The sequence below is a fragment of the Arenimonas maotaiensis genome (assembly GCF_014638745.1).
In the GTDB taxonomy this organism is placed as follows: Bacteria; Pseudomonadota; Gammaproteobacteria; order Xanthomonadales; family Xanthomonadaceae; genus Arenimonas; species Arenimonas maotaiensis.
Map to the genome: position 1 here is coordinate 596,082 of NZ_BMFO01000002.1, position 25,715 is coordinate 621,796.

The 25,715-nt window shown below is 67.1% G+C and carries 21 protein-coding genes; 10 read left to right on the forward strand and 11 right to left on the reverse strand.

The features are described from left to right. Positions 1-3: 3 nt before the first annotated feature. On the reverse strand, positions 4-1,098 hold the full coding sequence (locus tag IEV56_RS07010) for a succinylglutamate desuccinylase/aspartoacylase family protein (RefSeq protein ID WP_188449187.1): 1,095 nt from the start codon (positions 1,096-1,098) through the stop codon (positions 4-6). Between the two features lie 16 nt (positions 1,099-1,114). After that, positions 1,115-1,990, reverse strand: coding sequence for a LysR family transcriptional regulator (locus IEV56_RS07015; protein WP_188449188.1), 876 nt, complete (start codon positions 1,988-1,990; stop codon positions 1,115-1,117). Between the two features lie 96 nt (positions 1,991-2,086). Here IEV56_RS07015 and IEV56_RS07020 point away from each other — a divergent pair, with 96 nt between their 5' ends. Beyond that, positions 2,087-2,806: a pirin family protein gene (locus IEV56_RS07020; RefSeq protein ID WP_188449190.1), complete on the forward strand. Its 720-nt coding sequence runs from the start codon at positions 2,087-2,089 to the stop codon at positions 2,804-2,806. Positions 2,807-2,821: 15 nt separating this feature from the next. Here the strand turns inward: IEV56_RS07020 and IEV56_RS07025 are convergent, their stop codons facing one another. The 4 genes from IEV56_RS07025 to msrP all read right to left on the reverse strand — a co-directional run bounded on the left by IEV56_RS07025 (position 2,822) and on the right by msrP (position 5,233). Then, positions 2,822-3,112, reverse strand: a complete 291-nt coding sequence (locus IEV56_RS07025) for a hypothetical protein (protein ID WP_188449192.1) — start codon at positions 3,110-3,112, stop codon at positions 2,822-2,824. Positions 3,113-3,282: 170 nt separating this feature from the next. Beyond that, complete coding sequence (gene arsC, locus IEV56_RS07030; RefSeq protein WP_188449194.1) at positions 3,283-3,660, reverse strand: arsenate reductase (glutaredoxin); 378 nt, start codon at positions 3,658-3,660, stop codon at positions 3,283-3,285. After that, positions 3,657-4,226, reverse strand: coding sequence for a protein-methionine-sulfoxide reductase heme-binding subunit MsrQ (locus IEV56_RS07035; protein WP_188449387.1), 570 nt, complete (start codon positions 4,224-4,226; stop codon positions 3,657-3,659). The genes arsC and IEV56_RS07035 overlap by 4 nt, the downstream gene beginning before the upstream one ends. A 47-nt stretch (positions 4,227-4,273) precedes the next feature. Then, entirely contained in the window at positions 4,274-5,233 is a 960-nt protein-coding gene (gene msrP / locus IEV56_RS07040) for a protein-methionine-sulfoxide reductase catalytic subunit MsrP (protein WP_188449196.1), read from the reverse strand. A 73-nt stretch (positions 5,234-5,306) separates the two neighbouring features. On the opposite strand from msrP, the gene msrA reads away from it, so the two are divergent. The 4 genes from msrA to IEV56_RS07060 all read left to right on the forward strand — a co-directional run bounded on the left by msrA (position 5,307) and on the right by IEV56_RS07060 (position 10,932). Beyond that, positions 5,307-5,930 (forward strand): peptide-methionine (S)-S-oxide reductase MsrA, encoded by a 624-nt coding sequence (msrA, locus tag IEV56_RS07045; RefSeq protein ID WP_188449197.1) that lies wholly within the window; start codon positions 5,307-5,309, stop codon positions 5,928-5,930. Positions 5,931-6,008: 78 nt separating this feature from the next. Continuing rightward, the gene (locus tag IEV56_RS07050) at positions 6,009-7,595 is read left to right on the forward strand and encodes a M20/M25/M40 family metallo-hydrolase (RefSeq protein WP_188449199.1); all 1,587 of its coding nucleotides are present in this window, start codon (positions 6,009-6,011) and stop codon (positions 7,593-7,595) included. 14 nt (positions 7,596-7,609) lie between these two features. Next, positions 7,610-10,060, forward strand: coding sequence for a mechanosensitive ion channel family protein (locus IEV56_RS07055; protein ID WP_188449201.1), 2,451 nt, complete (start codon positions 7,610-7,612; stop codon positions 10,058-10,060). Continuing rightward, a complete protein-coding gene (locus IEV56_RS07060; RefSeq protein WP_188449204.1) occupies positions 10,057-10,932 on the forward strand; it encodes a dienelactone hydrolase family protein in 876 nt (291 codons plus the stop codon). The genes IEV56_RS07055 and IEV56_RS07060 overlap by 4 nt, the downstream gene beginning before the upstream one ends. Positions 10,933-10,947: 15 nt before the next feature. Here IEV56_RS07060 and IEV56_RS07065 read toward each other — a convergent pair whose 3' ends face one another. Both IEV56_RS07065 and IEV56_RS07070 read right to left on the reverse strand, forming a co-directional pair. Then, on the reverse strand, positions 10,948-11,793 hold the full coding sequence (locus IEV56_RS07065; RefSeq protein WP_188449205.1) for a S1/P1 nuclease: 846 nt from the start codon (positions 11,791-11,793) through the stop codon (positions 10,948-10,950). A gap of 94 nt (positions 11,794-11,887) precedes the next feature. Next, positions 11,888-14,086 (reverse strand): carbohydrate binding family 9 domain-containing protein, encoded by a 2,199-nt coding sequence (locus IEV56_RS07070; protein ID WP_188449207.1) that lies wholly within the window; start codon positions 14,084-14,086, stop codon positions 11,888-11,890. 140 nt (positions 14,087-14,226) lie between these two features. Here IEV56_RS07070 and IEV56_RS07075 point away from each other — a divergent pair, with 140 nt between their 5' ends. From IEV56_RS07075 to ygiD, 5 genes are all read left to right on the forward strand, one after another. Continuing rightward, positions 14,227-18,060 (forward strand): response regulator, encoded by a 3,834-nt coding sequence (locus tag IEV56_RS07075; protein ID WP_188449209.1) that lies wholly within the window; start codon positions 14,227-14,229, stop codon positions 18,058-18,060. A 2-nt stretch (positions 18,061-18,062) separates the two neighbouring features. Next, on the forward strand, positions 18,063-19,208 hold the full coding sequence (locus IEV56_RS07080; RefSeq protein ID WP_229730204.1) for a response regulator: 1,146 nt from the start codon (positions 18,063-18,065) through the stop codon (positions 19,206-19,208). 37 nt (positions 19,209-19,245) lie between these two features. After that, a complete protein-coding gene (gene selD, locus IEV56_RS07085) occupies positions 19,246-20,286 on the forward strand; it encodes a selenide, water dikinase SelD (protein ID WP_188449211.1) in 1,041 nt (346 codons plus the stop codon). Further along, complete coding sequence (gene mnmH, locus IEV56_RS07090; protein WP_188449213.1) at positions 20,283-21,380, forward strand: tRNA 2-selenouridine(34) synthase MnmH; 1,098 nt, start codon at positions 20,283-20,285, stop codon at positions 21,378-21,380. Before selD ends, mnmH begins: the two co-directional genes overlap by 4 nt. A gap of 88 nt (positions 21,381-21,468) precedes the next feature. Next, the gene (gene ygiD / locus IEV56_RS07095; RefSeq protein ID WP_188449215.1) at positions 21,469-22,230 is read left to right on the forward strand and encodes a 4,5-DOPA-extradiol-dioxygenase; all 762 of its coding nucleotides are present in this window, start codon (positions 21,469-21,471) and stop codon (positions 22,228-22,230) included. A 3-nt stretch (positions 22,231-22,233) separates the two neighbouring features. Here the strand turns inward: ygiD and IEV56_RS07100 are convergent, their stop codons facing one another. The 3 genes from IEV56_RS07100 to IEV56_RS07110 all read right to left on the reverse strand — a co-directional run bounded on the left by IEV56_RS07100 (position 22,234) and on the right by IEV56_RS07110 (position 25,667). Further along, positions 22,234-23,766: a cryptochrome/photolyase family protein gene (locus tag IEV56_RS07100; RefSeq protein ID WP_229730205.1), complete on the reverse strand. Its 1,533-nt coding sequence runs from the start codon at positions 23,764-23,766 to the stop codon at positions 22,234-22,236. Next, on the reverse strand, positions 23,763-23,903 hold the full coding sequence (locus IEV56_RS07105; protein WP_188449218.1) for a DUF2256 domain-containing protein: 141 nt from the start codon (positions 23,901-23,903) through the stop codon (positions 23,763-23,765). The genes IEV56_RS07100 and IEV56_RS07105 overlap by 4 nt, the downstream gene beginning before the upstream one ends. A gap of 63 nt (positions 23,904-23,966) precedes the next feature. After that, the gene (locus tag IEV56_RS07110) at positions 23,967-25,667 is read right to left on the reverse strand and encodes a type 1 glutamine amidotransferase family protein (protein WP_188449220.1); all 1,701 of its coding nucleotides are present in this window, start codon (positions 25,665-25,667) and stop codon (positions 23,967-23,969) included. Between the last annotated feature and the right edge of the window lie 48 nt (positions 25,668-25,715).

Below are 25,715 nucleotides of genomic sequence, written 5' to 3' on the forward strand. Positions count from 1 at the left end.
GCCTCAGCAGCCTTCGCGGCAGGAGGCTTCGGGGTTGTGGCGGATCAGGCGCACCAGCAGGCTACCCGGCTCGCGCACCGGGTCGGTGGCGATGGAGGCGACGCGGCCGTCTTCCGGCGCGGTGTAGCGCGCCGTGATGTCGCCGAAGCCGTTGCGTTGCACGGCCAGCTCCTGGCCGGCCTTGACGTCCTGGCCGAGCGTGACCAGGATTTCCGCGAAGCCGCCTTGGCGGGCCTTGACGCTGAGGGTCTGGTTGCCGACGAAGGTCTTCTGTTCCTTGGCGGTGCGGCCGGGCTTGCCGGCCAGCAGGCCGTAATGCTTCAGCATGTTGTCGATGCCGGTCAGGCTGCGGGCGATCAGTTCCGGCTGGTAGACCTTCGGGCCGCCCACTTCCAGGGTGATCGAGATCATGCCGACGTCGTTGAAGGCCTGTTCGGCCGCCGCCGGTTCGCCAGTGTCGACCTTGATCATGTCGGCCGGCACCAGTTCCGCCAGCTCCTTGACGCCGGCCACGCGGTAGTCGGCGTAGATGTACAGCGGATAGGTGGTGCCGGTGCTCTGCGTGTGCAGGTCGACCACGATGTCGCTGTTGCCCTTCCAGACGCCGTTGAACAGGCGCCAGACGTGCTGCTCGGCGGCGTTGCCTTTTTCCTTGCCCGGCCAGATGCGGTTGAAGTCGACGCCGCCGCCGCTGTCGCCCTGCAGCTGGTAGTAGCGGCTGTTGGCCAGGATGCCGGTGCTGTTGGCGGCGACCACCGCGATCACGCTGCCGCTGAGCGCGGTCGGGTCGAGGCGGTCGAACAGGCGGTGCACTACCTGAGTGCCGTTGATCTCATCGCCGTGCACGCCGGTCTGCAGGCCGAGCACCTTGCCGGGCTTGGCGCCCTTGGCCACCATCACCGGGATGTACCAATGCTGGCCGATGCTGCTGTCGGCGCCCTGCAGGTAGAAGCGGTGCATCTTGCCCGGTTCGAGATCGTCGACATCCAGGCGGTTGATGACGGGTACGCCATCGATGCGGTCGCCGGTGTATTCGGTGGCGGCATGGGCGCCGGATACGGCGGTCAGCAACAGGGTGGCGGCAAGCAGTGGTTTCATGGGGCGGGCTCTCGGGTCAGGGATTGAGTTTGGTGCTGAGGAAATCGAGGAAGACGCGGATCTTGGCCGGCAGCAGGCGGGTTTCGGTCAGGGCGTACACCGGCACTTCCGGCGGGCACCAGTCCGGCAGTACGCGCACCAGGCTGCCGTCGGCCACCGCCGCGCGCGCCATCGGTTCGGACAGCACGGCGATGCCGGCGTCGCGCAGCACCAGGCTTTTCAGCAGGCCCATGCTGTTGGCGGCGTAGGCCGGGTTGCGGATCTTGTGGCTGACGCGTTGGTTGCCCTTGGCCAGGTGGAAATCCAATGCCGACAGCTGCAGGCAGGCGTGGTGCTCCAGGTCCGCCGGCGTCTTCAGCTTCGGCGCGCGCTTGAGATAGCCGGGCGACGCGTACAGGCCGACCTTGAACATGGCCAGTTTGCGCGCGATCAGGCCGGAGTCGGTGATCTGGCCCATGCGGAAGGCGATGTCGACCGAATCGGCGATCAGGTTGGCCCGGCGCGGATTGATGTCCAGCTCGAAGCGGATGCCCGGATGCAGGCGGCGGAATTCGGGCAGCAGCGGAATCAGGTAGTCGGTCGCGAACTCCTCCACCATCGACAGCCGCAACAGGCCGGTCGGCGATTCGGCCGCCTGGCTGAGCTCTTCGTGCGCGCTCTGGGCCTGGGCGATGATGCTCTGGCAGCGCTCGAAATAGGTGCGGCCGAGTTCGGTCAGCTCGATCTGGCGCGTGGTGCGGTGCAGCAGGCGGATGCCGATGCTTTTTTCCAGATGGCTGACCCGCCGCGACAGGGTCGAGGTCGGCATGTCCAGCACGTCCGCGGCTTTGCGGAAGCTCTTGGCCTTGACCACGGCCACGAACAGGGCGATGTCGTTCAGGTTGTTGAGCATTGTTGCGGATATGGAACAATTATTTGGCCTTCGCCCACTTTATCAGATTCCCGATTCGGCGGATGATGGGCCCACACGACACCGGAAGGGCATCCCATGATCGACATCCGCGCCGCCGCAGACCGCGGCCATTTCAACTTCGGTTGGCTGGACACCAAGCACACCTTTTCCTTCGGCCAATACCGCGATCCGAAGCAGCAGGGCTTTTCCGACCTGTTGGTGATCAACGACGACATCGTCCAGCCCGGCATGGGCTTCGGCACCCATCCGCACCGCGACATGGAGATCTTCACCTACATCCTGTCCGGCGCGCTGGAGCACAAGGACTCGATGGGCACCGGTTCGGTCATCCGTCCGGGCGATGTGCAGATGATGAGCGCCGGTACCGGCATCCAGCACAGCGAGTTCAACCACTCCGCATCCGAGTTGGTGCATCTGCTGCAGATCTGGATCGTGCCGGACCGCCGCGGCGTGGCGCCGCGTTACCAGCAGGTGCACTTCGACGCCGCCGAAAAGCGCGGCCGGCTGCGCCTGATCATCTCGCCGGATTCGGCCGACGGTTCGCTCAACGTCTATCAGGACGTGCGCGTGTACGCCGGCCTGTTCGACGGCGGCGAGCGGGCCGAACTGACGCTGGCGCCGCAGCGCTATGCCTACGTGCACGTCGCGCGCGGCACGCTCGAGGTCAACGGCCGCACGCTGTCGGCCGGCGACGGCGCGCGCATCCGAAATGAGGCGAAACTGGAATTCGCCAACGGCATGGACGCCGAAGTGCTGGTCTGGGATCTGCGCCCGAACGAGCTGCCGAGCTATTGACTAAGGCGGAAGGCCTCAGTTGATGGCGGACAGGTCGGCGGGCTTGACTTGTTTGCCGATTACCCGGATGCCCTTGAGGTGCTTGCCGGCGCTTTCTACGGCCGGTTCCTGCATGACGGCTTTGCCGGCATCGGCGATGTACTTGCTCAGGCGGCGGATCCGGTCCTGGTTGTATTCGGTCATCCGGCGGGCGAACTCCTGGTTGCTCTGCGAGTGCAGCAGGTCGCGCTGCGCGTCTTCGAGTTCCTGCTTGGCCAGTTCCAGCGGGCTGGATTTCCGGAAGATTTCGATGAGAGCCTTGATCATGTGTTCGCCTTTTCCGGCACGCCCCCTACGCATGCCGTATTGATGATGTGGTTGTCCGGGCGCTTGGCCGGCTTCGGTTTTCGAGTGCGTCTAGGATAGCAAAGGCCGTGAATGCGACCAATCCTTCCGGCCGCCGGATTTTCCTTTCTAATCAACGCTGTTACCATCGGTTACCGGGCGGTGGGCCGGGTTTCGGGCGGCAGTATCTCCAAGACCGTCTCCGGCGGCCGGCACACGCGCGCGCCCCAGGGGCCGACAACGACCGGCCGATTGAACAGCGCCGGGTGCGCGGCCAGTGCCGCCAGCCGCTCGGCGTCGGTGCAGGCCGGTGCATCCAGTCCGAGTTCGGCATAGAGGGCGTCGCCGGTGCGCATCAGTGCGTTCACCGGCAGCGCGAGGGCCGTGAGCAGGCTCTCCAGCTCCGCATACGAAAGCGGCGTGTCCAGGTATTCGATCACGCGCGGCTCGATGCCGGCGGCGCGGATGAGCGCCAGGGTCTCGCGCGATTTGCTGCAGCGCGGGTTGTGGTACAGGGTGATGTCGCTCATGGTTCGGTCTTTGCAACCGCCGAGCCGGCGGTTTGCCGTCGATAGAATACCCGCCAGCCCAGCAAGGCGGCCAGTATCGCCGCATACAGCAGCGGTTCGCGGATATCCGACTTCACCAGCCACCAGAAATGCAGCACCGCCAGCACGGCGATGGCGTATACCAGCCGATGCAGGCGTTGCCAGTTCTTCTTCAGCCGCCGCATCATGGCCTGGGTCGAGGTCAACGCCAGCGGCAACAGCAGCAGCCAGGCCGCGAAGCCGACGGTGATGAACGGGCGTTTCAGGATGTCGGCGCCGATCTGGGACCAGTAGCTGCCGAGGTCGAGCAACAGATACACCGCCAGATGCAGGCTGGCGTAGAAGAATGCGTACAGGCCGATCAGGCGGCGGAAGCGGATCGGCCAGCTCCGCCCCCCGATTTGCCGTAGCGGGGTCATGGCCAGCCCGAGCAACAAAAGACGCAGGGCCCAATCACCGGTACCGTGGGTCAGCGCCGCCACCGGATCGGCGCCGAGGCCGTCATGCCAGGCGCGCCAGAACAGTAGCGCCGCCGGCGTCAGCGCCATGGCGTGCGCCAACGCCTTCAGCCCGAACCATCGCCAGTCGATCCGGCTCAATACCACCGGCGCAGATCCATGCCCTTGTACAGATGCGCCACCTGCTTGCCGTAGCCATTGAACGGCAGGGTCGGAATGCGCTTGGCGAACAGCTTGCTTTCGGTGCCGGCGATGCGGCGCTCGGTGGCCTGGCTCCAGCGCGGGTGGTCCACGGCCGGATTGACGTTGGCGAAGAAGCCGTACTCCTCGGGCTGCAGCCGGTTCCAGCTGGTCTGCGGCATCTTCTCGGTGAAGTCGATGCGCACGATCGACTTGATGCTCTTGAAGCCGTATTTCCAGGGCACCACCAGCCGCAGCGGCGCACCGTTCTGGTTCGGCAGCGGCCTGCCGTACATGCCGGTGGCCAACAGACTCAGCGGATGCATGGCCTCGTCGATGCGCAGGCCCTCGCGATAGGGCCAGTCGATGCTGTTGTAGGCCATGCCCGGCATCTGTTCGTAGTCCGCCAGTGTGGTGAACGCCACGTACTTGGCCTTCGAGGTCGGCTTGAAGCGCTTCAGCAGGGCCGCCAGCGGAATGCCCTGCCAGGGGATGACCATCGACCAGCCTTCGACGCAGCGCAGCCGGTAGATGCGGTCTTCGATGGTCTGCTCCTTGAGCAGGTTTTCCAGGTGGAAGCCGCCGGTGATTTCGGCCTCGCCGCCGATCACCACCACCCAAGGTTTGGTGCGCAGCGTATGCGCGGTCTTGGCCGGATCGGCCTTGCCGGTGCCGAATTCGTAGAAGTTGTTGTACGAGGACGCATCCGCGAAGCGGGTCTGCACATCCGCGGTGCGGAAGCCGTCCGGGCTGTCCTTCGGCAGGCTCGGCGCCGCGGGCGCCTTGGCCTCGGTACAGCCGGCCAAGGCCAGTAAGGGACTGGCCAAACCGGCGCCGATCAGTTCGCGCCGGCTGCGGTAGACGGCTTCGGGGGTGATCTGTGAAGCGGGAATGGCGGGGCCCAGTGCGTCGGACATGCGCGTTCTCCTGTATTCACGCCACCATAACCGAAAGCCGGCAAAATGGCGTGAACCTAGTGGAACCCAATCCATGAACCAATGCGCCATCCCCGGCCTGAATCTTTGCATTCCGCCGGATCGTCTTCCAGCGCCGGCGTTGCCGGCCGAACCCGACAGCGGCGTGGCCGTGCTGGCCGGCGGTTGCTTCTGGTGCACCGAGGCGGTGTTCGCCCAGCTCGATGGCGTGCGCTCGGTCGAGCCGGGTTATGCCGGCGGCCACGCCCTGCGCGCCAACTACGAGGCGGTCTGCAGCGGCGTCACCGGGCATGCCGAGGCCATCCGCATCGGCTACGATCCGGCGCGCATCGGGTTCGGTACCTTGCTGCGGGTGTTCTTCGCGGTGGCGCATGACGCCACACAACACAACCGCCAAGGCAACGACATCGGCAGCCAGTACCGCTCGGCCATCTTCCCGCAGGACGCGGCGCAGCAGGCCTGCGCCGAAGCCTACATCCGCCAGCTGTCCGAAGCGGGGGTGTTCCTGGCGCCGATCGCCACCACCATCGAGTCCGGCCATGCGTTCCATCCGGCCGAGGCCTATCATCGCGATTACGCCGCGCGCAATCCGCAGCAGCCCTACATCCGCGCGGTTTCGGCGCCGAAAGCCGCGAAGCTGCGGCAGTTCTTCCCGGCTTTGCTGAAACCGGACGGCTGAGCGCGGCCGGGCTCGGGCTATAATCGGGCGAGGGCGCAGACCCTTCCCGAAAACCCCGAAGAGAGAGTTCCGATCGTCATGACCCGTTCCCTGACCGCTTTTCTGCTGCTCGGCTTGGCCGGCGTGGCGTCCGCCGCCGAATACATCGATTACGCCGCCTTGGGCCGCATCCGCCAGGAGGGTTTCACCAATTCCAAAGTGATGGATACGGTGACCACGCTGACCGAGCGCATCGGTCCGCGCCTGACCAATTCGCCGCAGATGGACGCCGCCAACGAATGGACCCGCAAGCAATTGGCCGAGTGGGGCCTGAGCAACGCCCGTCTGGAGGCGTTCGGCCCGTTCGGCCGCGGCTGGGAATACCAATCGGCCTCGGTGCACATGACCGCGCCGCGGCAATTCACCTTGAGCGCGCTGCCCAAGGCCTGGACCCCGGGCACCGAGGGGGCGGTGACCGGCGAGGCGATGCTGCTGGTGGCCAAGACCCAGGCCGATCTGGACAAATACAAAGGCAAGCTCAAGGGCAAGATCCTGTTCATCAGCGACGCGCGCGAGATCAAGCCGAGCGACAAGCCGGACTTCGTGCGCTATGACGAAGACAAGCTCAAGGAACTGCAGTCCTTCGCCATTCCCAAGCCGGCCGACGCCGCCAAGCGCAAGAGCGACGCCGAGGACTTCCTGCGCCAGCGCGAACTGACCCAATACAGCAACCGCTTCCTGGCCGAAGAGGGCGTGCTGGCCACGGTCAGCCTGAGCTCGTGGGACAACGGCATCATCCGCGTCACCGGCGGCGGTTCGCGCAAAGCCGGCGAGCCGGTCGGCGTGCCGGCGCTGACCATGATCACCGAGCATTACAACCAGGTGCTGCGCCTGCTGGAGAAGGGCGAGGCGGTCAAGCTGACGCTCGACATCAAGGCGCGCTACACCAGCGACGACGACCGCGTGGCGCACAATACCGTGGCCGAACTGCCGGGCCACGGCAAGAAGGACGAAGTGGTGATGATCGGCGCGCACCTGGATTCCTGGCACGGCGGCACCGGCGCGGCCGACAACGCCGCCGGCGTGGCGGTGATGATGGAGGCGATGCGCATCCTGAAGGCGACCGGTCTGAAGCCCAAGCGCACCATCCGCATCGCGCTGTGGAGCGCCGAGGAGCAGGGCCTGCTCGGCTCGGCCGCGTACGTGGGCACGCATTTCGCCGAACTGCCGGTGCCGGCCGATCCCAAGCTGAAGGACCTGCCGCGCTCGCTGCAGGAAAATCCGTTGCCGCCGGTGCTGAAGCCGGCGCATGGCAAGGTGTCGGCGTATTTCAACTACGACAACGGCGGCGGCCGCATCCGCGGCATCTACGCGCAGGAGAACCTGGCCGCGGCCGAGGTGTTCCGGCAGTGGATCGCGCCGCTGGCCGACATCGGCGTGACCACGGTCACCAGCCGCAACACCGGCAGCACCGACCACGTCTCGTTCGACCGCGTCGGCATTCCCGGTTTCCAGTTCGTGCAGGACAACCTCGACTACTTCACGCACGTGCACCACACGCATCTGGACGGCCTTGACCACATCCAAGCCGAAGACCTGCGCCAGTCCGCGGTGGTGGTGGCGAGCCTGGCCTATCTGGCCGCGATGCGCGACGAACCGATGCCGCGCAAGCCTCTGCAACCCTGAGCCGGAGCGCCGACATGCCCGTATCCGCCCTGCGCCGAACCGTGTTGCCGCTGTTGCTGTGGCCGGTGTTCGCCGCCGCGCAGATTCCCGGACTGACGCCGAAAGCCGCGCCGGCCGCCGAGCCGGCGTCGGCCGCGCCCGAAACCATCGCCATCGCCGCGATCCCGCAGCGCATCGAGCGCGACCAGCGCCTGCTACAGGACATCATCGAACGCAGCGCCGCGGTCGGCACCCAGGCCGCGCGTCGGGACGAGCTGGCCACCATCCGGCGCAATGCCGATACGTTGATCCGCAAGACCTCGCCGGGCAATCTGCGCGCCTTGCCGATTTCGGGCCTGGTCGCGTTGGAGCGCCATCTGCTGTTCCTCGACCGCGAGCTGGCGGCCTGGCAGGATGACCTGCAGGCGGCGGCCAAGCCGCTGTCGGAAGACGCCGCGCAGCTGGCGCAGATGCGCGAGGTCTGGCTGCGAACCCGCGGCGGCTCCGGCGAGCTGTTGGTGCCGGCCATGCAACGGCGCATCGACGACCTGCTGACGCAGTTCGGGCAGGGTGAACGCGCGGTCTCGGCACCGCTGTCGCAGCTGCTGGATGCCGGCTACGAGGCCGGCGTGCTGCAGAATCGGGTAGCGCGCGGCCTGCGCGACGTGCGCGGGCGCATCGCCAGCATCGACCGCGGCCTCTGGCAATTCGACGCCGAGCCGCTGCATGCGGCATTGGCCGAGCCGTCCGCGGGCGCGGCCGCCGGTGACGCGCTCGGCAACGGCCTGAAGGCCGAGCTGGCGTTCATGCAGGAATACGACCGGGTCACGCGCGGCCGCACCAACGCTTTCCTGGCGTTGTGCCTGCTGCTACTGCCGCTGTTCCTGTGGCTGTCGCGCCAGGCTAAGCGGGTTCTGGCCGAAAGCTCGCCGCTGGCGGATTACCGCAAGACCCTGACCCGGCCGGTGTCGGCCTGGTTGCTGCTCAGCATCCTGGGCTTGTTGTTGCTGCAGATCGACGGTCCGGCGTTGCGTCTGCAGCTGCTGTTGATCGTGGCCTGGCTGCCGGTGATGCGCCTGCAGCCCAAACGCCTGCTCGATCATGTCGGGCACTGGATGTACCTGACCGCGGTGTTCTTCCTCGTCAACCTGTTCGGACAGGCCGTTTCCAACCAACCGCTGACCTTCCGCCTGGTGCTGCTGGTGAACGACGCCCTGATGCTGGGCGCCCTGGCCTGGTTGCTGTACCGCACCGTGCAGCGCCTGCGGACACAGCCTTCGCGCCTGCTGCAGGGCATGCGCGCGATGGCCGCGCTCGGCGTCGGCGTGATGGCGCTCGCCATCGCCGCCAACCTGGCCGGCAACGTCACCTTGGCGGCGATGCTGACCGACGCTACATTGAACAGCGCCTACCTCGGCTTGTTCCTGTTCGCGGTCGGTACCGTGGTGCGGGCGTTCACCCGCCTGCTGCTGCGTTCGGCCATGGAGCGTCTGAAATCGCACACCCAGCATGCCGGCGGCCTGGTGCCGGTGGTGTCGCAGCTGTTCAATCTGGCGCTGGTGCTGTCCTGGCTGTTCGGCACGCTGGACGGCTTCCGCCTGTTGCGGCCGTTGCTGGAATGGGTCAAGACCCTCTCGGCGTTCGCCGTCGGCTACGGCAGCCTGTCGGTCACTCTCGGCGGCATCGTGCTGTTCGGGGTTTCGGTCTATCTGTCGTTCTGGCTGGCGCGCACCCTGCGCGGGGTGCTGTCCGAGGACATCCTGCCGAACATGGCGTTGCCGCGCGGCGTGGCCAACAGCGTGTCCTCGCTGTCGTATTACGCGCTGCTGATCCTCGGCCTGCTGCTGGCCCTGGCGGCGGCCGGTTTCCACATCTCGCAGCTGGCCATCGTGCTCGGCGCGCTCAGCGTCGGCATCGGCCTGGGTCTGCAGGACGTGGTCAAGAACTTCGTATCCGGCCTGATCCTGATGGTCGAGCGTCCGGTGCAGCCGGGCGACATCGCGGAAGTGTCCGGCACCATCGGCAAGGTGCGCGAGATCGGCATGCGCGCCACCACCTTGACCACCTTCGAGGGCGCCGACGTGATCGTGCCGAACGGCATGCTGCTGTCGGAGAAGATGGTCAACTGGACGCTCAGCAGCGACAAGCGCCGCATCGACATCCCGGTCGGCGCGGCCTACGGCAGCGATCCGAAGACCGTGTTGGAGATCCTCGAAGCCGTCGCCGCGCGGACGCCGGGCATCACCCGCAATCCGGCGCCGACCGTGGTGTTCAGCGGCTTCGGCCAGAGCGCGCTGGAGTTCAGCGTGCGCGCCTGGACCGACAACTACGACGACGCCGTGTTCGTGCGCAGCGCGATGGCGGTCGCCATCCACGACGCGCTGCGCGAGGCCGGTATCGAAATCCCGTTCCCGCAACGCGACCTTCACATCCGCTCGATCGATTCCGCCATACTGGAGCGGTTGACACGAGGGGAGCAGTCATGAGCCACGACACGCCGGCGCTGCCGCAGCCGATCATCGACCTGTACGACGAGTACACCCACGCGCCGCTGGACCGGCGCGATTTCCTGAAACGGCTGAGCACGCTCGCCGGCGGCACCGCCGCGGCTTACGCGCTGCTGCCGGTACTGGAGAACAATTACGCGCAGGCCGCGCTGGTGGCGTCCGACGACAGCCGCCTGGTGTCCGAGGACGTGACGTTCGACGGCCCCAACGGCGCGTTGAAAGCCTACCTCAGCCGGCCGAAAGCCGGCGGCCGGCGCGGCTCGGTGCTGGTCATCCACGAGAACCGCGGCCTGAATCCGCACATCCGCGACGTCGCGCGCCGGGTCGCGCTGGCCGGCTACAACGCCTTGGCGCTGGATTTCCTGAGTCCGCTCGGCGGCACGCCGGCCGATGAAGACGCGGCGCGCGCCCTGTTCGCCAAGCTCGACCGCGCCGATGCCGCCGAGAACGGCTTGGCCGCGTTGGCGTTCCTCAAATCGCTATCCGGCAGCAATGGCCGGCTGGGCGCCGTCGGTTTCTGCTGGGGCGGGGCGATGGTGAACCAGCTGGCGGTGTTCTCGCCGGATCTGGATGCCGCGGTCTGCTTCTACGGCATGGCGCCCGAGCTGCTGCTGGTGCCGCAGATCAAGGCCCGCATGCAACTGCATTACGCCGGCGTCGACGAGCGCATCAATGCCGGCCGCGACGCGTTCGAGAACGCGATGAAGGCGGCCGGCGTGCGGTACCAGAGCTATCTGTACGAAGGCAAGCAGCACGCCTTCCACAACGACACCAATGCCGGCCGTTACGACAAGGCCTCGGCCGAACTCGCCTGGTCGCGTACCTTGGCGTTGTTCGCCGACACGCTGTAAGCGGATCGGTCCGGCTTACAGCGCCTGTTCCAGCAGGCGGGCCAGACGCACGCCGCCGAGGTAGATGCGGTCGTACACCACCGGCAGGAAGCGGTAGCTGTATTCGTAGCCCAGTTTCGGCATCGCCTCGGGCGCCACGTTGCGTTCGCAGTAGGTCAGCCGGCTGACCGGCGCGGTCGGCGCCACCACTTCCGGCGGATAGGCTTCGGCGCGCAGTTTGCGCGATTCCGCGGCCCAGTCGCGCGGCGTGCCGGCCTGCCAAGCCTTGGTCTGTTCCCGGCTCCGGCCTTCGCTGGCGAAGTCGGCCAGTTCGGTATAGCTCAGTTCGGTCTGGCCGATGATGTCGCCGTCCCAGACCGAGTGCAGGTTGGTGGCTTTTCCGTGCCAGGTGACCTTGCAGAAATTGCCGCCTTGGTCGCCGCCGCCGCCGACGTGCATCGGCTGGTGCAGATCGCCGATCAGATGCACCGCGAACTTCAACGCCTGCGCCTTCTCGGCTTTGGCGGCTTTGGCGTCCTTCAGGATGGCGAACTGGCGTTCGACCTGGCTGAGCAGGAAACCGCTGTCCTTGTTCTCGTGGCCGGCGTGGAAGGCTTCGTCCCCGTCGCTCCAGGTGGTGTAGTGCCAGGGGAACGAGTAGCCGTAGGTCTTGGGCTCGGAGCGGATCTCGTCGGCCCAGGTCGAGGCCTGCGACAGGCTGTGGCCGTCGAGCAGGGCTTCGGCCTTGCGTACCGCTTCGGGCGACATGTGACGCTCGGCGACCAGCGCCACGGCGCGGTGGCCGGTCTGGCCCCAGGCCAGCAGTTGCGGGGAGGCCAGGCCCAGCAGGGCGGCGGCGAGGGCGGGGCGGAGCAGGTTCATGGCGGTACTCGTGATGGCGGGTTGCGGTTTCATTATCGCCGAACCGGCATGACTATGGCATGACAGCGGCTGAACGCGGCGCCGTGCGCCGCGGTCAGGGCTGCCAGGCGTAGGCGAGCTTGAGGAACAGCGAACGCCCGGTCTGGAAGCTGTCCACGCTGTCGCTGCCCACATAGCTGTCGCTGTAACCGGCGTAGAACACCGTGCGCGGATCGATCTTGTACGAGTACACCAGCTGCGTGCCGATGTCCGACAGCTCGCTGTCGGACATGCCCGGGTTCAGCAGCGTGTCGAAGTCGGTGCGGCCGGTCTGCACCGCCAGACGCAGGCGCTGGCGTAGGTTGAACTGCCAGGACAGCCGGGTGTCGAGCAGTCGGGCATGGTACACCGTGCCGCCGTCGCGGCGCAGCGCCTCGTCGATGTAGCCCAGCTTCAGGCTGCCGCGTTCGGCGAAGGTGCCGGTCACGCCCGCCTCCAGCGCGAAGATGCGTCCCAGCGCGTCGTTGCGGAAATCGATCTGGTCGCCGCCACGCAGGTACAGCGAGTATTGCCAGGCCTTGTGCGGCGTGGCTTCGCCGTAGAAGCTGACGTAGTTCTCGTCGTAGTAGGTTCCGTTCCAGAACCGGCGGCGGGTCAGGCCGCCGAGCTCCAGATAGCTCTGCATGCGGCCCTTGGCGCTGAGGTAGGCCTCGATCTCGCGCTCCATCAGGCGTTCGACGCTGATCTGGTGCGTGATGTCCCAGTCGCCGTTGACGCGGATCTGGCTGAAGAAGCTGTCCTGCGGATACCAGCGGTAGCTGCCGCCGACCACCCAGCGTTCGTAATCGACCTGGCCGACGAAGCCCATGTCGGCGCGGAAGCCCGGGTCATGGCGGCGCTTGCCGATGTTGAACGACTTCTGGCGGTCCTGGTACTCGTAGTTCAGCAGGAACGCGTTGCCGGTGAACGGCGTGGCCGAGTAGCCCAGGGCGTCCTCGGTATCCGAATGCATCAGCTGGGCCAGCACCGTGTGCGCGCCGTGCTGCCAGCGGCCGTCCAGGTCGACCAGGGTATTGTGGTAGCCGTCGCCGCTGCGCTGCGTCACCAGTCCGCCCACGGACGACGTGCTGTCCAGGCTGTAGCGGTAGGTGCCGACCCAATCGGTGGAGCCGCCGGCGATGGTGCCGAAGCGCGAGCCGTACGGTCCCGGCCGCAGCACGTTGGTGATCACGTCGTCGGCGCCGAACAGGCCGTAGGTGTGGTCGCCCTGGCGTCCGGTGGCGCGCACGCCGTAGTCCGGATCGGCGATGTTGCGGGTATAGACCAGCTGGGTCGGGCCGTTGAAGAAATCCGCGCTTTCCAGGAAGAACGGGCGTTTCTCCGGATAGAACAGCGCGAAGCTGGTGTTCACCGCCAGTTGCGCGCCGTCGATCTCGATCTGCGAGAAATCCGGGTTGTAGGTCAGGCTCAGGTTGTTGCTGGGCGAGGGCGCCCAGCTCAGGTCGAGCCCGAAATCGACGTCGGTGCCGTTGCTGGCGAACGGCTGGCCCGGCTGGTCGCGGAATTGGCCGTAGCCGGCGGTCAGGGTCGGATTGAGCAGCAGGCCGCGGCCGGGATCGGCGTGCGCGAAGCCGGTCAGCTTGTTCTGCTGGCACAGGTCGCATTTCTCGTTGCGGTCGTCGGCGTTGCTGGAATAGGTGTAGCGGTGTTCGCGCGGGCGGATGCGCAGGAACTGCACGCTCCATTGCTGGTCGACGGTGCCGTGCTTGAACTTGAGGCTGGCGTAGGGGATTTCCATTTCCACCGTGTAGCCGTCGCCGCCGATCACGGCGCCGGAATCCCAGATCGCGTCCCAGGAGTCGTCCTCGTCCTTGTTGGATTCGTCATAGGTCAGGTCCATCTGCACGCCGCGGGCGCTGACGAAGAACTGGTAAGCGCGCTGCTGGGTGTCGAAGCTGTCCAGGCGCAGGCCGACGAAATCGTCCGAGTAGGCGCTGTCGCGGTCGCGCAGCGGCGCGACGATCTTCGACACGTCCGGGTCCATCGCCTTGAACGCGATGCGCAGGCTTTTGCCCGAATCGGCGATCAGGACCGTGGTGCGGACCCCCGCCGGCGTGCTTTCGCCGGGGTTGATCTCGAAGGGCAGCTCGCTGACCGCGGCCTGCTGCCAGAACGGCTCGTCCAACACGCCGTCGGCCTGCATCGGCCCGTACACGCGCGGGACCGCGGTGGCGGGAAGGGTCTGCGCGGACAGCGCGGTCGACAGACCGGAGGCCAGCAGGCCGAGGGCGAGGGTGCGGGGCAATGGCTTCATGCGGGAGGCTCGTCGGGACCAGTGCCGGTATTTTGCGGGGTGCCCGCGGCCGGCTCGCGTGCCATTGGTCATGCCGCTTGCTGTATAGTTGGATTCAGGGGGAATCGTTAAGCGCGTCGCAAAACCGAAAGGGGTCGGCTATGCAGTGGTTCCAGAACTATTTCCTGAACGATGGCACGCGCGGCCTGCCGGTTTTCGACGGCCAATACGAGCCCGGTTACGTCATCCTCTCGGTACTGATCGCGGTTTCGGCTTCTTTTTTCTCGTTCGAGATGGCCGGCCGCTTCGCGCTCCGCGGTCACCGCCGGATTTGGTTGCCGTTCGCCGCCATCGTGCTCGGCGTCGGCATCTGGTCCATGCATTTCATCGGCATGATGGCCTACCGGCTCGAATGCGGCACCAGCTATGACCCCTGGTTGACCGCTTTTTCCATGCTGCCCGGCGTGCTTGCCGCCGGCGTGGCGCTCAGCATCGGAGCACGCAGGGACGCCGGCCTGCCCCGGCTGCTGCTGGGATCGCTGGTCATCGCGCTCGGCGTCGGTGGCATGCACTATACCGGCATGGCGGCCATGCGCATCGACGGCATCATCCGCTACGACCTCCGGCTGTTCCTGCTGTCCCTGCTGGCCGCTTTCGTGCTGGCGGCGGTGTCGGTGTTCGCCCGGGCCTGGATCATCCGCCGCAACGGCGGCCGGTCCAACTGGTTGTCGTCATTAGTCGCCGGCATCATCCTGGGCGGGGCGATCTCGGCGATGCATTACATCGCGATGGAGGCCGCCGCGTTCATCGATGCCGGGATGCCGCGCGGTGCGCTGCGCGACTATGCCGACGCCTACCACCTGTCCCTGGTCATCAGCATCGTCACCGCCGCCTTGATCCTGATCGGCATGCTGTTCGGGTTCCTCGGCCAGCGCCTGCTGGCCACACAGGAGCGCATCCGCTCGATTCTATCGGCGACCAGCGAGGCCTTCCTGCTGTTGAACGCGCGCGGTGTGGTCGAGGACTGCAACGAGGCGGCCAAGCAGCTTTTCTCCCGGCCGGAAGGCCTACGGGGCGTACCGCTGGCGGAGTTGATGTCGACGGCGGAAATCGGACGCTCGTCCGGGAATGCCGCATTCGAGACCTCTTTCACGCGCGCGGACGGAAGCCAGGTGTTATGCCTGGTGCATGCCAACGACATCTTCGACGAGCGCGACCGTCTGGTGAACCGGGTCATGCTGTTCAGCGACATCGGCGACCGGTTGCGGATCGAGCAGCAGCTGCGCGAACAGGCCGCCCTGTTGGAGCAACGCGCCAAGACCGAAACCGAGCTGCGCGAGCAGCTGTGGCGTGAGTCGGCCATGGCGCGTTCGATCATCGCCAACGCCGGCGAACCGATCGTCGCCACCAATCTCGAGGGTACCATCCAGGTGTTCAATCCCGCCGCCGAACGCATGCTGGGCTATTCGGCGGCGGAAGTCGTCGGCCGGATGACGCCGGAAGCGTTCCACGACATCGATGAGCTGGTCGCCGAGTCCGAGGCCAGCGGCCAGCCCGGATTCAAGGCCTTGGTGCACATGGCCGGCGATGATGTCGTCGATATCCGTGAGTGGACCTACGTCGCCAAGGATGGACGCAAGATCCCGACCCTGCGCACCATGACCGCGCTGCGCGACACCGGCGGCCACCTGCTCGGTTACCTGGCCATCTACCGCGACCTGACCGTGGCCAAGGAGGCGGAGCGTTTGTTGAAGTCCGCCAAGGATGCGGCGCTGGAGGCGGCGCGGGTGAAGTCCGATTTCCTGGCCAACATGAGCCACGAGATCCGCACGCCGATGCACGCCATCACCGGTCTGACCCATCTGGTGCTGAAGACCGGCCTGGACGAGCGCCAGCGCGATTACATCCACAAGATCCAGGCTTCCGGCCGCCACCTGCTCGGGCTGATCAACGACATCCTCGATTTTTCCAAGATCGAGGCCGGCCGGCTGACCTTGGAGCATATCGATTTCGAGCTCGACGCCGTGCTCAGCGACGTGTCCGGCCTGGTGCGCCAAAAAGCCAAGGACAAGGGGCTGGAGCTGGTGTTCGACGTCGAGGCCTCGGTGCCGGTCAACCTGATCGGCGATCCGCTGCGCATCGGACAGATCCTGATCAACCTGCTCAGCAATGCGGTCAAGTTCACCGAAACCGGTGAGATCGGCGTCATCGTCCGCAAGCTGGCGGATGCCGGCGACGCGGTCGAGCTGAAGTTCATGGTCACCGACACCGGTATCGGACTGGGTCCGGAGCAGATCGAACGCCTGTTCCAGTCGTTCCAGCAGGCCGACAGCTCGACCACCCGCCGCTTCGGCGGCACCGGACTGGGGCTTGCCATCAGCAAGCAGCTGACCGAGCTGATGGGCGGCAAGGTCGGCGTGGAATCCGAGCTCGGAAAGGGCTCCCGGTTCTGGTTCACGCTCAAGCTCGGCAGGTCGAGCAAGCGCCGGCGCATGTTGCTGCCGGAGCCTGATCTGCGCGGCCGCCGGATCCTGGTGGTGGATGACAACGAATACGCCCGTACCGTGCTGAGCGACCTGCTGCTGTCGATGTCGTTCAAGGTCGATCAGGCCGATTCCGGGCAAGCCGCCATCGATGCCGTGGCCGCCGCCGGCCGCGGCGAGCCGTATGACGTGGTGTTGACCGATTGGCAGATGCCGGTCATCGACGGCATCGAGGCCGCGCGCCGGATACGGGCGCTGGACTTGCCGCGGACGCCGAAGATCGCCATCGTCACCGCCTTCGACCGCCAGGAGGTGCTGGACGCCAGCGCGGAATGCGGCATCGACGAGGTGCTGATCAAGCCGGTCAGCGCCTCGACCCTGTTTGACGCCATCGCCCGCCTGTTCGGCCGTGGTTCCCAACCCGACAATGCGATGGCGGCGGAACCCGCGCCGCCGCCGGTTTCGGAGGCGCTGCGCGGCAAGATCGTGCTGCTGGTCGAGGACAACGACATCAACCAGGAAATCGCCCGCGACCTGCTCGAAGATCAGGGCGTGACGGTCGACATCGCCGAAAACGGCGCGGTGGCCCTGGAGAAGCTGCGTCAATTCCGCTATGACCTGGTGCTGATGGACATGCAGATGCCGGTGATGGAAGGCCTCACCGCCACCCGGGAAATCCGTAAAAATCCGGCTTTAGCCGATCTTCCGATTGTGGCGATGACCGCCAACGCCATGTCGAGCGATCGTGAGGCCTGCTTGGACGCCGGCATGAACGACTATATGTCCAAGCCCATCGATCCCGACTTGATGTGGCGCATCCTCGGCCGGTGGCTGTCGCCGGCGTCGTACCAACATCCAGTCAGCGCTCCGGTCGCCGCCGCCGTGCCCGCCGAAGCGTCCAATCCGCCGACGATGACGCCGACGGGCTTGGATGTGGCGCGTGGACTGGCGCTGATGGGCGGCAAGGCCGCGCTGTACCACAAGATCCTCGCGCAATTCCGCGAACGCCAGGCCGATGCCCCGGCCAAGATCCGCGAGGCCTTGGACGCCGGCGATGCCGTCGCCGCGCAACGCATCGCGCATACGCTGAAAGGTCTCAGCGGTAACATCGGCGCGACCTCACTGCAGAAGGCCTGCGCTTCGATCGACGCCCGCATCCGCAACGGCGACACCGGCGGCGATTTCGGCGCCAGGCTGGCCGATTTGGCGGCTGATCTGGCTGCGGTAGTGGCCGCCATCGGGCCGGTGCTGCAGGCGGCCGAGCCCGAAGCTGCACGGCATCCGGCGCCGGTCCAAGACGCCGGCGAGCTGCCCAAACGGATGAACCGCTTGGCTGAAATGCTGTCCGACGCCGATGCCGCCAGCCTGGACTTCTTCCATGCCCACGCGGACGGCTTCAAAAGCGCCTGGCCGGAGGCCTTCGAAGCCATCCGCGAGGCCATCGAGTCCTTCGATTTCGAATTGGCCTTGACCGAAATCAGGCAGGCCTTGAGCCATCACCGGGAGCATTGAGCGTGGAAGACAGAGCGACGGAACACCCCTCGATCCTGGTGGTCGACGACGCGCCCGAGAACCTGATGCTGATGAGCACTTTGCTGAAGGACCGCTACCGGGTCAAGGTCGCCAACGGCGGCGTGCGCGGCCTGTCTTTGGCCAAGACCGCCCGGCCGGACCTGATCCTGCTCGACATCATGATGCCGGACCTGGACGGCTACACCGTCTGCGAACGGCTGAAGGCCGATCCGGAGACCGCGCACATCCCGGTCATTTTCCTGACCGCCAAGGCCGAGACCGAAGACGAAAAACACGGACTGGAGCTCGGCGCGGTCGATTACATCACCAAGCCGATCAGCGCGCCGATCTTCCTGATGCGGGTCCAGAACCATCTGACGCTGAAGAAGGCCTCGGATTTCCTGCGTGACCAGAACGCCTTCCTGGAAGCCGAGGTGCGCACGCGCACACGCGAGATCAAGGCGGTGCAGGACGTCACCATCCAAGTGGTGACCTCGCTGGCCGAGACCCGCGACCAGGAGACCGGCAAGCACATCCGGCGCACGCAGCTGTATGTGAAGGCCTTGGCCGAGCAGCTCAGCGGGCATCCGCGCTTCGCCGCGGCGCTGGCGCCGGCCGAGATCGAGAGCATGGTCAAATCGGCGCCCTTGCACGACATCGGCAAGATCGGCGTGCCGGACCGGATCCTGCTGAAGCCTGGCAAGCTCACGCCGGAGGAATTCGAGGTGATGAAGACCCACACCACGCTCGGTTACGAGGCCATCGTGCATACCGAGCAGGAGTTGGGCGTCGATGTCGGCTTCCTGCGGCATGCCAAGGAAATCGCGCTGTCGCACCAGGAGAAATGGGACGGCAGCGGTTATCCGCAGGGCCTGAAAGGCGAGGCGATCCCGCTCTCGGCCCGCTTGATGGCGGTCGCCGACGTGTACGACGCGCTGATCAGCCGGCGCGTGTACAAGGAGCCGATGCCGCACGAACAGGCGGCGGCGATCATGCGCCAGGGCCGCGGCAGCCACTTCGACCCCGACGTGCTGGATGCCTTCTTCGCGGTCGAGTCCGCCATCCGCGCCATCGCCGAGGTGCATGCCGATACCGAGGAGGACATCGCCGCCAAGCGGGTTCTGCTGGAGCGGACCGCGCACGAGTGACGCCGCCCGGGCACCGGCGCTTTGCTATCATGTCGGCATGGAAAACGCCCCGATCCGCCTCACCGAATACAGCCACGGCGCCGGCTGCGGCTGCAAGATCTCGCCTCAGGTGCTGGATACCATCCTGGCCTCGAAGCTCGACCTGAAGACCGACCCGCGCCTGCTGGTCGGGCACAGCAGCAAAGACGACGCCGCCGCCTTCGACATCGGCGGCGGTCAGGTCATGCTCAGCACCACCGATTTCTTCATGCCGATCGCCGACGATCCGTTCGACTTCGGCCGCATCGCCGCCACCAACGCCATCAGCGACATCTACGCGATGGGCGGCACGCCGCTGATGGCGATCGCCATCCTCGGCTGGCCGGTCAACCTGCTGCCGGCCGAGGTCGCCCAACGCGTGGTCGACGGCGGCCGGCAGGTCTGCGCCGATGCCGGCATCGCGCTGGCCGGCGGCCACAGCATCGATTCGCCCGAGCCGATCTTCGGCCTGGCGGTGACCGGACAGGTGGCCAAGCCCCATCTGAAGCAGAACAACACCGCCGAACCCGGCTGCCTGCTGTATCTGACCAAACCGCTGGGCGTGGGCGTGCTGACCACCGCGCAGAAGCAGAAGAAGCTGCGCCCGGAGCACGAAGGCCTGGCCATTGAGGTGATGTGCCGGCTGAATGCGGTCGGCACCCGCTTGGGCCGGCTACCGGGCGTGACCGCGATGACCGACGTCACTGGCTTCGCGCTGATGGGCCATCTGCTGGAGATGTGCGAGGGCAGTGGCGTCGAGGCCGAACTCGATTTCGCCGCGGTGCCGGTGCTGGCGCCGGTCGCCGACTATATAGCGATGGGCTGCGTACCCGGCGGTACCGCGCGCAATTTCGCCAGTTACGGCCACAAACTCGGCGCCATGGACGCCCTGCAGCAAAGCGTGTTGTGCGATCCGCAGACCAGCGGCGGCCTGCTGGTGGCGGTGCGGCCGGAGGCCGCGGCGGAACTGGAAACGGTGTTGGCCGAGGCCGGCATCGCGCCGCATCGCATCGGCCGTCTGCTGCCGCGCACCGACGGTCCGTGGGTGCGTCTGCGTTGAGCCGGCCGGACAGCGCCGATTTCGCCACGATTTTCCTGTCCGGCGCGCCGCTGATCGACGCCCGCGCGCCGGTCGAATTCGCGCAGGGCGCGTTCCCCGGCGCGGTCAACCTGCCGCTGATGACCGACGAAGAGCGCGCGCAGGTAGGCACCCGATACAAGCAGGCCGGCCAGCAGGCCGCCATCGCGCTCGGCCACCAGCTGGTCGCCGGTGAAATCAAGGCTGCGCGCGTGCGCGCCTGGTCCGAATTCGCCGAGGCGCATCCCGACGGCTACCTGTACTGCTTCCGCGGCGGCCTGCGCTCGCGCATCGCGCAGCAATGGCTGGCCGAAGCCGGCGTGCCGTATCCGCGCATCATCGGCGGCTACAAGGCCATGCGCCGTTTCCTGCTCGACAACCTCACCGCGCAGGCCGGCGAGCGCCGCTTCCTGGTGCTGTCCGGCCAGACCGGCTGCGCCAAAACCGACCTGTTGGCCGAGATCCCCGGCGCCATCGATCTGGAAGGGCTGGCCAACCACCGCGGCAGCGCGTTCGGCAAGCGCGTCGGCGGTCAGCCCAGCCAGATCGGTTTCGAGAACGCGCTGTCGATCGCCTTGCTGCGCAACCGGCAGACGCATGGCGATGCGCCGCTGTTGCTGGAAGACGAAAGCCGCCTGATCGGGCGCGTTGCCGTGCCGGAAGATCTGCGTGAGCGCACCTTGGCCGCGCCGGTGGTGGTGTTGGAAGTGCCGTTGGAGGAGCGCGCGCGGCATACCCACCGCAACTACATCCTGCGCAACTTGCAGGACTGGCAGGCCGCGCTCGGCGAGGCGCCCGGCTTCGACGCCTTCGCCGAGGAGCTGCAGCAGTCCCTGACGAACCTGAGCCGCCGGCTCGGCGGTCTGCGCTATGCGCAGCTGGCCGCGCAGATGGCCGCGGCGCTGGCGGCGCACCGGCAGGGCGATCCGGAGCCGCATATGCGGTGGATCCGCGAGTTGCTGGCGGATTACTACGATCCGATGTACGCCTACCAGCTGGATCAGAAGGCGGCGCGTGTGGTGTTCCGCGGCGACCGCGCCGCGGTGCGTGATTACCTGCGCCACGCCATGGCCTGATTCCCGCAACACTGATTTGCAGCCGCGCCGCTGACGGCCGACGGGTCGGGCGCTAGACTGGGCGGAAACCCACCGCAAGGAGTCCGTCATGGACCAACGCATGCCGGCGCTGTTCCTCGGTCACGGCAGTCCGATGAACGCCATCACCGACAACCCGTTCCGCGACGCCTGGCGCCGCCTCGGCGGCGAACTGCCAAGGCCGCGCGCGGTACTGTGCGTGTCGGCGCATTGGGAAACCGACGGCGCCAGGGTCTGCGCGGCGGCGCAACCGGAAACCATCCACGATTTCGGCGGCTTTCCGGCCGAGCTGTTCGCCGTGCGCTATCCGGCGCCCGGCAGTCCGGCCTTGGCGCAGGAAGTGGTGGCGCTGGCCGGCGGCGAGGTCGCGGCTGATATGCGTTGGGGTTTGGACCACGGCGCCTGGCAGGTGCTGATGCATCTGTTCCCCGACGCCGACGTGCCGGTGGCGCAACTGAGCCTGCCGCGCGCCTATGGCGGGCAACAGCATGTGGCGCTGGCGCGCAAACTGGCGCCGCTGCGCGAGGCCGGGGTGATGGTGCTGGGCAGCGGCAACATCGCGCATAATCTGCGGCTGCTGTCTCCGGGCGGTACGCCGGCTTGGGCGACGGCATTCGACACCGCCGTGGCCGAGGCCATCGACCGCCGCGACCTCGAGGCCTTGATCGATTGCGGTCGTTTGCCCGGCGCGGCGCAGGCGGTGCCGACGCCCGAACATTACTGGCCGCTGCTGTACGTCCTGGCCATGGCCGGCCCCAACGAGCCGCTGCGGATGTTCAATACCGACTACGATTGGGGTTCGATCAGCATGCGCAGCCTGCGCGTCGGCTGAGCCTTACAGCGCGTCGAGATCGGCGCGCAGGGCGTCGGCGCGCTGCCGGATGGCCGCGGTTTCGGCCGCGTCCATGCCGGCCAGATTGCGGTACACCATGCCGATGCGCGGATTGCGCGACAGTTTTTCCGCGTGGCGCAGATGGAAATCCCAGTACAGCGCGTTGAACGGACAGGCGTCCGGTCCGGTGCGCCGGTCGCGCCGGTAGGCGCAGCCGCGGCAGTAGTCGCCGCCCATCCGGTGGATGTAGGTGGCGCTGGCGGCGTACGGCTTGCTGGCCAGCAGGCCGCCATCGGCGAATTGGCTCATGCCCAGCGTGTTCGGCAACTCCACCCACTCGAAGGCGTCGATGTAGACGCCGAGGTACCAGCGATGCAGGGCCTGCGGGTCGAGGCCGGCCAGCAGCGCGAAATTGCCGATCACCATCAGGCGCTGGATGTGGTGCGCGTGCGCGTACCGCAGCGAATTGCCGACGGCATCGGCCAGGCAACGCATTCCGGTCTTGCCGGTCCAGAACCAGTCCGGCAGCGGCGTATCGTGCTGCAGCACATTGCTCTGTTCGTAGCCGGGCATATGCGCCCAGTACACGCCACGGATGTATTCGCGCCAGCCCAGGATCTGCCGGATGAAGCCTTCCACCGCCGCCAACGGCGCACGGCCTTCGCGCCAGGCGGTTTCGGCGGCGTCGATGACCTCGCGCGGATGCAGCATTTTCACGTTCAGCGCGAACGACAGCAGCGAGTGGAACAGGCGCGGCGCCGACGGACTCATCGCGTCCTGGTAATCGCCGAAATAGGGCAGCGCGTCGCGGATGAAGGCATCCAGCTGGCCGAGCGCCTCGGCGCGGTTCACGGGCCAGCGGACATCGTCTGCGCACGGATCGCCGAACGCGGCCACGCCGGCGGCTTGGATCTGCCGCCACAGTGCCGAGTGGTCATGCCGTGGCCGCAGGTCGGCCGGCTCGCCGGGCTCGCCGCGCCAGGGCTTGCGGTTCTCGGCGTCGAAATTCCATTGCCCGCCGACCGGTTCGCCGTCCGGCTCCAGCAGCACGCCGTGCGCGCGGCGCATGTGCCGGTAGAAGATTTCCATGCGCCACTGCTTCTTGCCGGCGAACAGGCGCTTGGCTTCGAAGCGGTAGCCGAGGAAATGCGCGCTGGAGGTCTTGCCGCCGGCCAGGCCCGAACGCGCGAACCAGTCGTCCAGCTGCGCGTCCAGCCGGTATTCGTCCGGCGCCTGCCATTCGAAGCGGGTGGCGCCGGTATCGGCGATCAGCGCGTCGAGGTTTTCGGTCAGGCTCTGGCGGTTGTCGGCGTCATCGATGGCGATATAGCGCACCCGATGCCCGGCCTCGCGCAGCCCGCGGGCCAGTTCGCGCATGCCGGCGAAGATCGCCAAGATCTTCTGCGCGTGGTGCAGCACGTAATCGGTTTCCTGGCGGATCTCCATCAGCACATACCGCACATCCGGGTCGACCTGTTCGAACCACGGGTGTTTGGGATTGAGCTGGTCGCCCAGGATCAGGCGCAGGGTGCTCATGCGCGCTCCGGTGCGCGCCGGCAGCGCTCGGAACAGTATTTGACCTGCTCCCAATCGCGTTCCCATTTTTTGCGCCAAACGAACGGGCGCCCGCAACGTTGGCAGGGTTTCTGCGGCAGGAAGGGTTTGCGGTGCATGGCGGGGCTCCGAATCAGGCCGTCAGACTAGCCGAAACGCCGTGGCAGCCGGGTGAACGGCGTTCAGTCCGCTTCCGCGGGCGCGAGCTGCAGTTCCAGTGCGGTTACGCCGGTTTGGCCGTGCGGGCCCTGCCAGATGCGCGATTCCGGCGTCAGCCGCACATCCAGCCGAAAGTCGAGCGCCTGCAGCCGGGTGTGGGCATGGTTGCCGCCAGCCATGTCCCAGACCGCGGTGCGTAGCGCCGTGGGCTGCAGGGCATCACCGCCGGGCCGGATGTCGGCCGTCCGCATATCTGACGGCATCGCGGCCTCGGGGGCCTGCATGCGGCCCTCGCGCCAGAACAGGGGGGCACCCGGCGCCAGGTAATGCCCGCGCAGCGACCAACCCCCGGCGGCGGTGCGCGGGCTCGGCCGCTCGAACCACCAGGCGCCGGATTGGCCCAAGGCTTCCAGTTGCATGCCGCCGTCCTGCAACTGCAGCAACAGACCGCTGGTTTCGTCGACGCCGATGCCGGCCTGCAACGGCGGCGCCGGCGTGGCGGCGATGTCGGTCATCAGGGTGATCAGGCGCAGCTCGCGCCGGCGTTCGGCCACATGGGTGTCGATCAGATAATCGCCGAGCAGGCCGAAGCCGCCGCCATGCCACCAGGTCAGATCGTCTTCGCGCAATGGCATCGGGCAGCGCTTGGCGCGCTCGCAGCCCTCGGGCATGCTGCCGCGCATGGCGATGGCGCCGGTGCGCAAGGCATTCGTACTCAGGCCGTTGGTGACCATGCCGCCGGTGCCGGACTGGATGGCGGCGCCGGCGCTGGTGCCGGACACCACCAGCTCGCCGCGCGCGAAGGCGGCGCGCAGAGCGTGCAGCCAGCGGTTCGGTTGGCCGTCGGCGGCGAAGAAGGTTTCGCGATGCAGCCATTGGTCGCCGCCGTCGAAGAACAGACCCTGCACCTGCTCGGGCACCGCGGCCAAGGCGTCGGGGTCGCGGCAGGCGGCGGCTTGCCGCGCATGCAGATCCGGGTACACCCGCTCGCGGCCGAGTTGCGATTGCAATTCGCGGCGCAGCGGAATCAAGGCATCGCAGCCACGGCCGCCGTTGACCGCCGCGTTCATCGCGGCGTCCACCGGCCACCAGATCACCTCGGCTCCGGCCTGTTCGAGCAGGCCGATGTTCAAATCGACATAGTAGAAGCTGTCGTTCGAGGCCGAGGTCACGAATGCGATGCGCGGCCGTTTGCCCGGCGAGCGCTTGGCCGCTTCGGCCACGAAACGGCGGAACAGGGTGGCGTCGTGCCCGGTGGTGTCGCCGTCCAGGCGCACGCCTTCGACCAGCCGCTTGCCGCGCGTGTCCAACTGCGGCAATTCGAACGCCGACAGGATCAGATCTCGCTCCAGCGCCAACAGCCGGTTCCAGGTGTCCGGGTCGGCGCTTTCCAGCACTTCGCCCAGCCGCTCGGCACCTAGGCTCGCGCCTTTGGCCTGCTGCTGCGCGCGCCGGAGCAGGGCGGCGATGCGCTCGGGCGCGGGCGCGCCGGGGCGCGCGGCCCAGAAGCCGGCGTCGAGGATGTCGTCGAATACGGCGGGATCGATCCGGTACAGCGGCTGCTGCCGGGCCCCGGGGAACTCGCGCTGGTCGGCGCGGCAATCGTCAGCGTCCAGGCTGGAGCAGGTCTGGTAGGAGCCGCCCATCAACAGCAGAGTGGGCGGGTGGGCGGCGAGCGGTGAACAGGCCAGCAGGGCCGGCAGGGCGAGGCGGTAGGGCTTCATCGGCGTCAGGCGGAAACGGAAACCCCCATCCTACCGCATCGGCTGCGG

What these genes read in the sequence shown, in the direction of transcription:
- IEV56_RS07010 (WP_188449187.1), bottom strand. Translation starts at nt 1,098, where the DNA reads ATGAAACCACTGCTTGCCGCCACCCTGTTGCTGACCGCCGTATCCGGC.
- IEV56_RS07015 (WP_188449188.1), bottom strand. Translation starts at nt 1,990, where the DNA reads ATGCTCAACAACCTGAACGACATCGCCCTGTTCGTGGCCGTGGTCAAG.
- IEV56_RS07020 (WP_188449190.1), top strand. Translation starts at nt 2,087, where the DNA reads ATGATCGACATCCGCGCCGCCGCAGACCGCGGCCATTTCAACTTCGGT.
- IEV56_RS07025 (WP_188449192.1), bottom strand. Translation starts at nt 3,112, where the DNA reads ATGATCAAGGCTCTCATCGAAATCTTCCGGAAATCCAGCCCGCTGGAA.
- arsC (WP_188449194.1), bottom strand. Translation starts at nt 3,660, where the DNA reads ATGAGCGACATCACCCTGTACCACAACCCGCGCTGCAGCAAATCGCGC.
- IEV56_RS07035 (WP_188449387.1), bottom strand. Translation starts at nt 4,226, where the DNA reads ATGGCGCTGACGCCGGCGGCGCTACTGTTCTGGCGCGCCTGGCATGAC.
- msrP (WP_188449196.1), bottom strand. Translation starts at nt 5,233, where the DNA reads ATGTCCGACGCACTGGGCCCCGCCATTCCCGCTTCACAGATCACCCCC.
- msrA (WP_188449197.1), top strand. Translation starts at nt 5,307, where the DNA reads ATGAACCAATGCGCCATCCCCGGCCTGAATCTTTGCATTCCGCCGGAT.
- IEV56_RS07050 (WP_188449199.1), top strand. Translation starts at nt 6,009, where the DNA reads ATGACCCGTTCCCTGACCGCTTTTCTGCTGCTCGGCTTGGCCGGCGTG.
- IEV56_RS07055 (WP_188449201.1), top strand. Translation starts at nt 7,610, where the DNA reads ATGCCCGTATCCGCCCTGCGCCGAACCGTGTTGCCGCTGTTGCTGTGG.
- IEV56_RS07060 (WP_188449204.1), top strand. Translation starts at nt 10,057, where the DNA reads ATGAGCCACGACACGCCGGCGCTGCCGCAGCCGATCATCGACCTGTAC.
- IEV56_RS07065 (WP_188449205.1), bottom strand. Translation starts at nt 11,793, where the DNA reads ATGAACCTGCTCCGCCCCGCCCTCGCCGCCGCCCTGCTGGGCCTGGCC.
- IEV56_RS07070 (WP_188449207.1), bottom strand. Translation starts at nt 14,086, where the DNA reads ATGAAGCCATTGCCCCGCACCCTCGCCCTCGGCCTGCTGGCCTCCGGT.
- IEV56_RS07075 (WP_188449209.1), top strand. Translation starts at nt 14,227, where the DNA reads ATGCAGTGGTTCCAGAACTATTTCCTGAACGATGGCACGCGCGGCCTG.
- selD (WP_188449211.1), top strand. Translation starts at nt 19,246, where the DNA reads ATGGAAAACGCCCCGATCCGCCTCACCGAATACAGCCACGGCGCCGGC.
- ygiD (WP_188449215.1), top strand. Translation starts at nt 21,469, where the DNA reads ATGGACCAACGCATGCCGGCGCTGTTCCTCGGTCACGGCAGTCCGATG.
- IEV56_RS07100 (WP_229730205.1), bottom strand. Translation starts at nt 23,766, where the DNA reads ATGAGCACCCTGCGCCTGATCCTGGGCGACCAGCTCAATCCCAAACAC.
- IEV56_RS07105 (WP_188449218.1), bottom strand. Translation starts at nt 23,903, where the DNA reads ATGCACCGCAAACCCTTCCTGCCGCAGAAACCCTGCCAACGTTGCGGG.
- IEV56_RS07110 (WP_188449220.1), bottom strand. Translation starts at nt 25,667, where the DNA reads ATGAAGCCCTACCGCCTCGCCCTGCCGGCCCTGCTGGCCTGTTCACCG.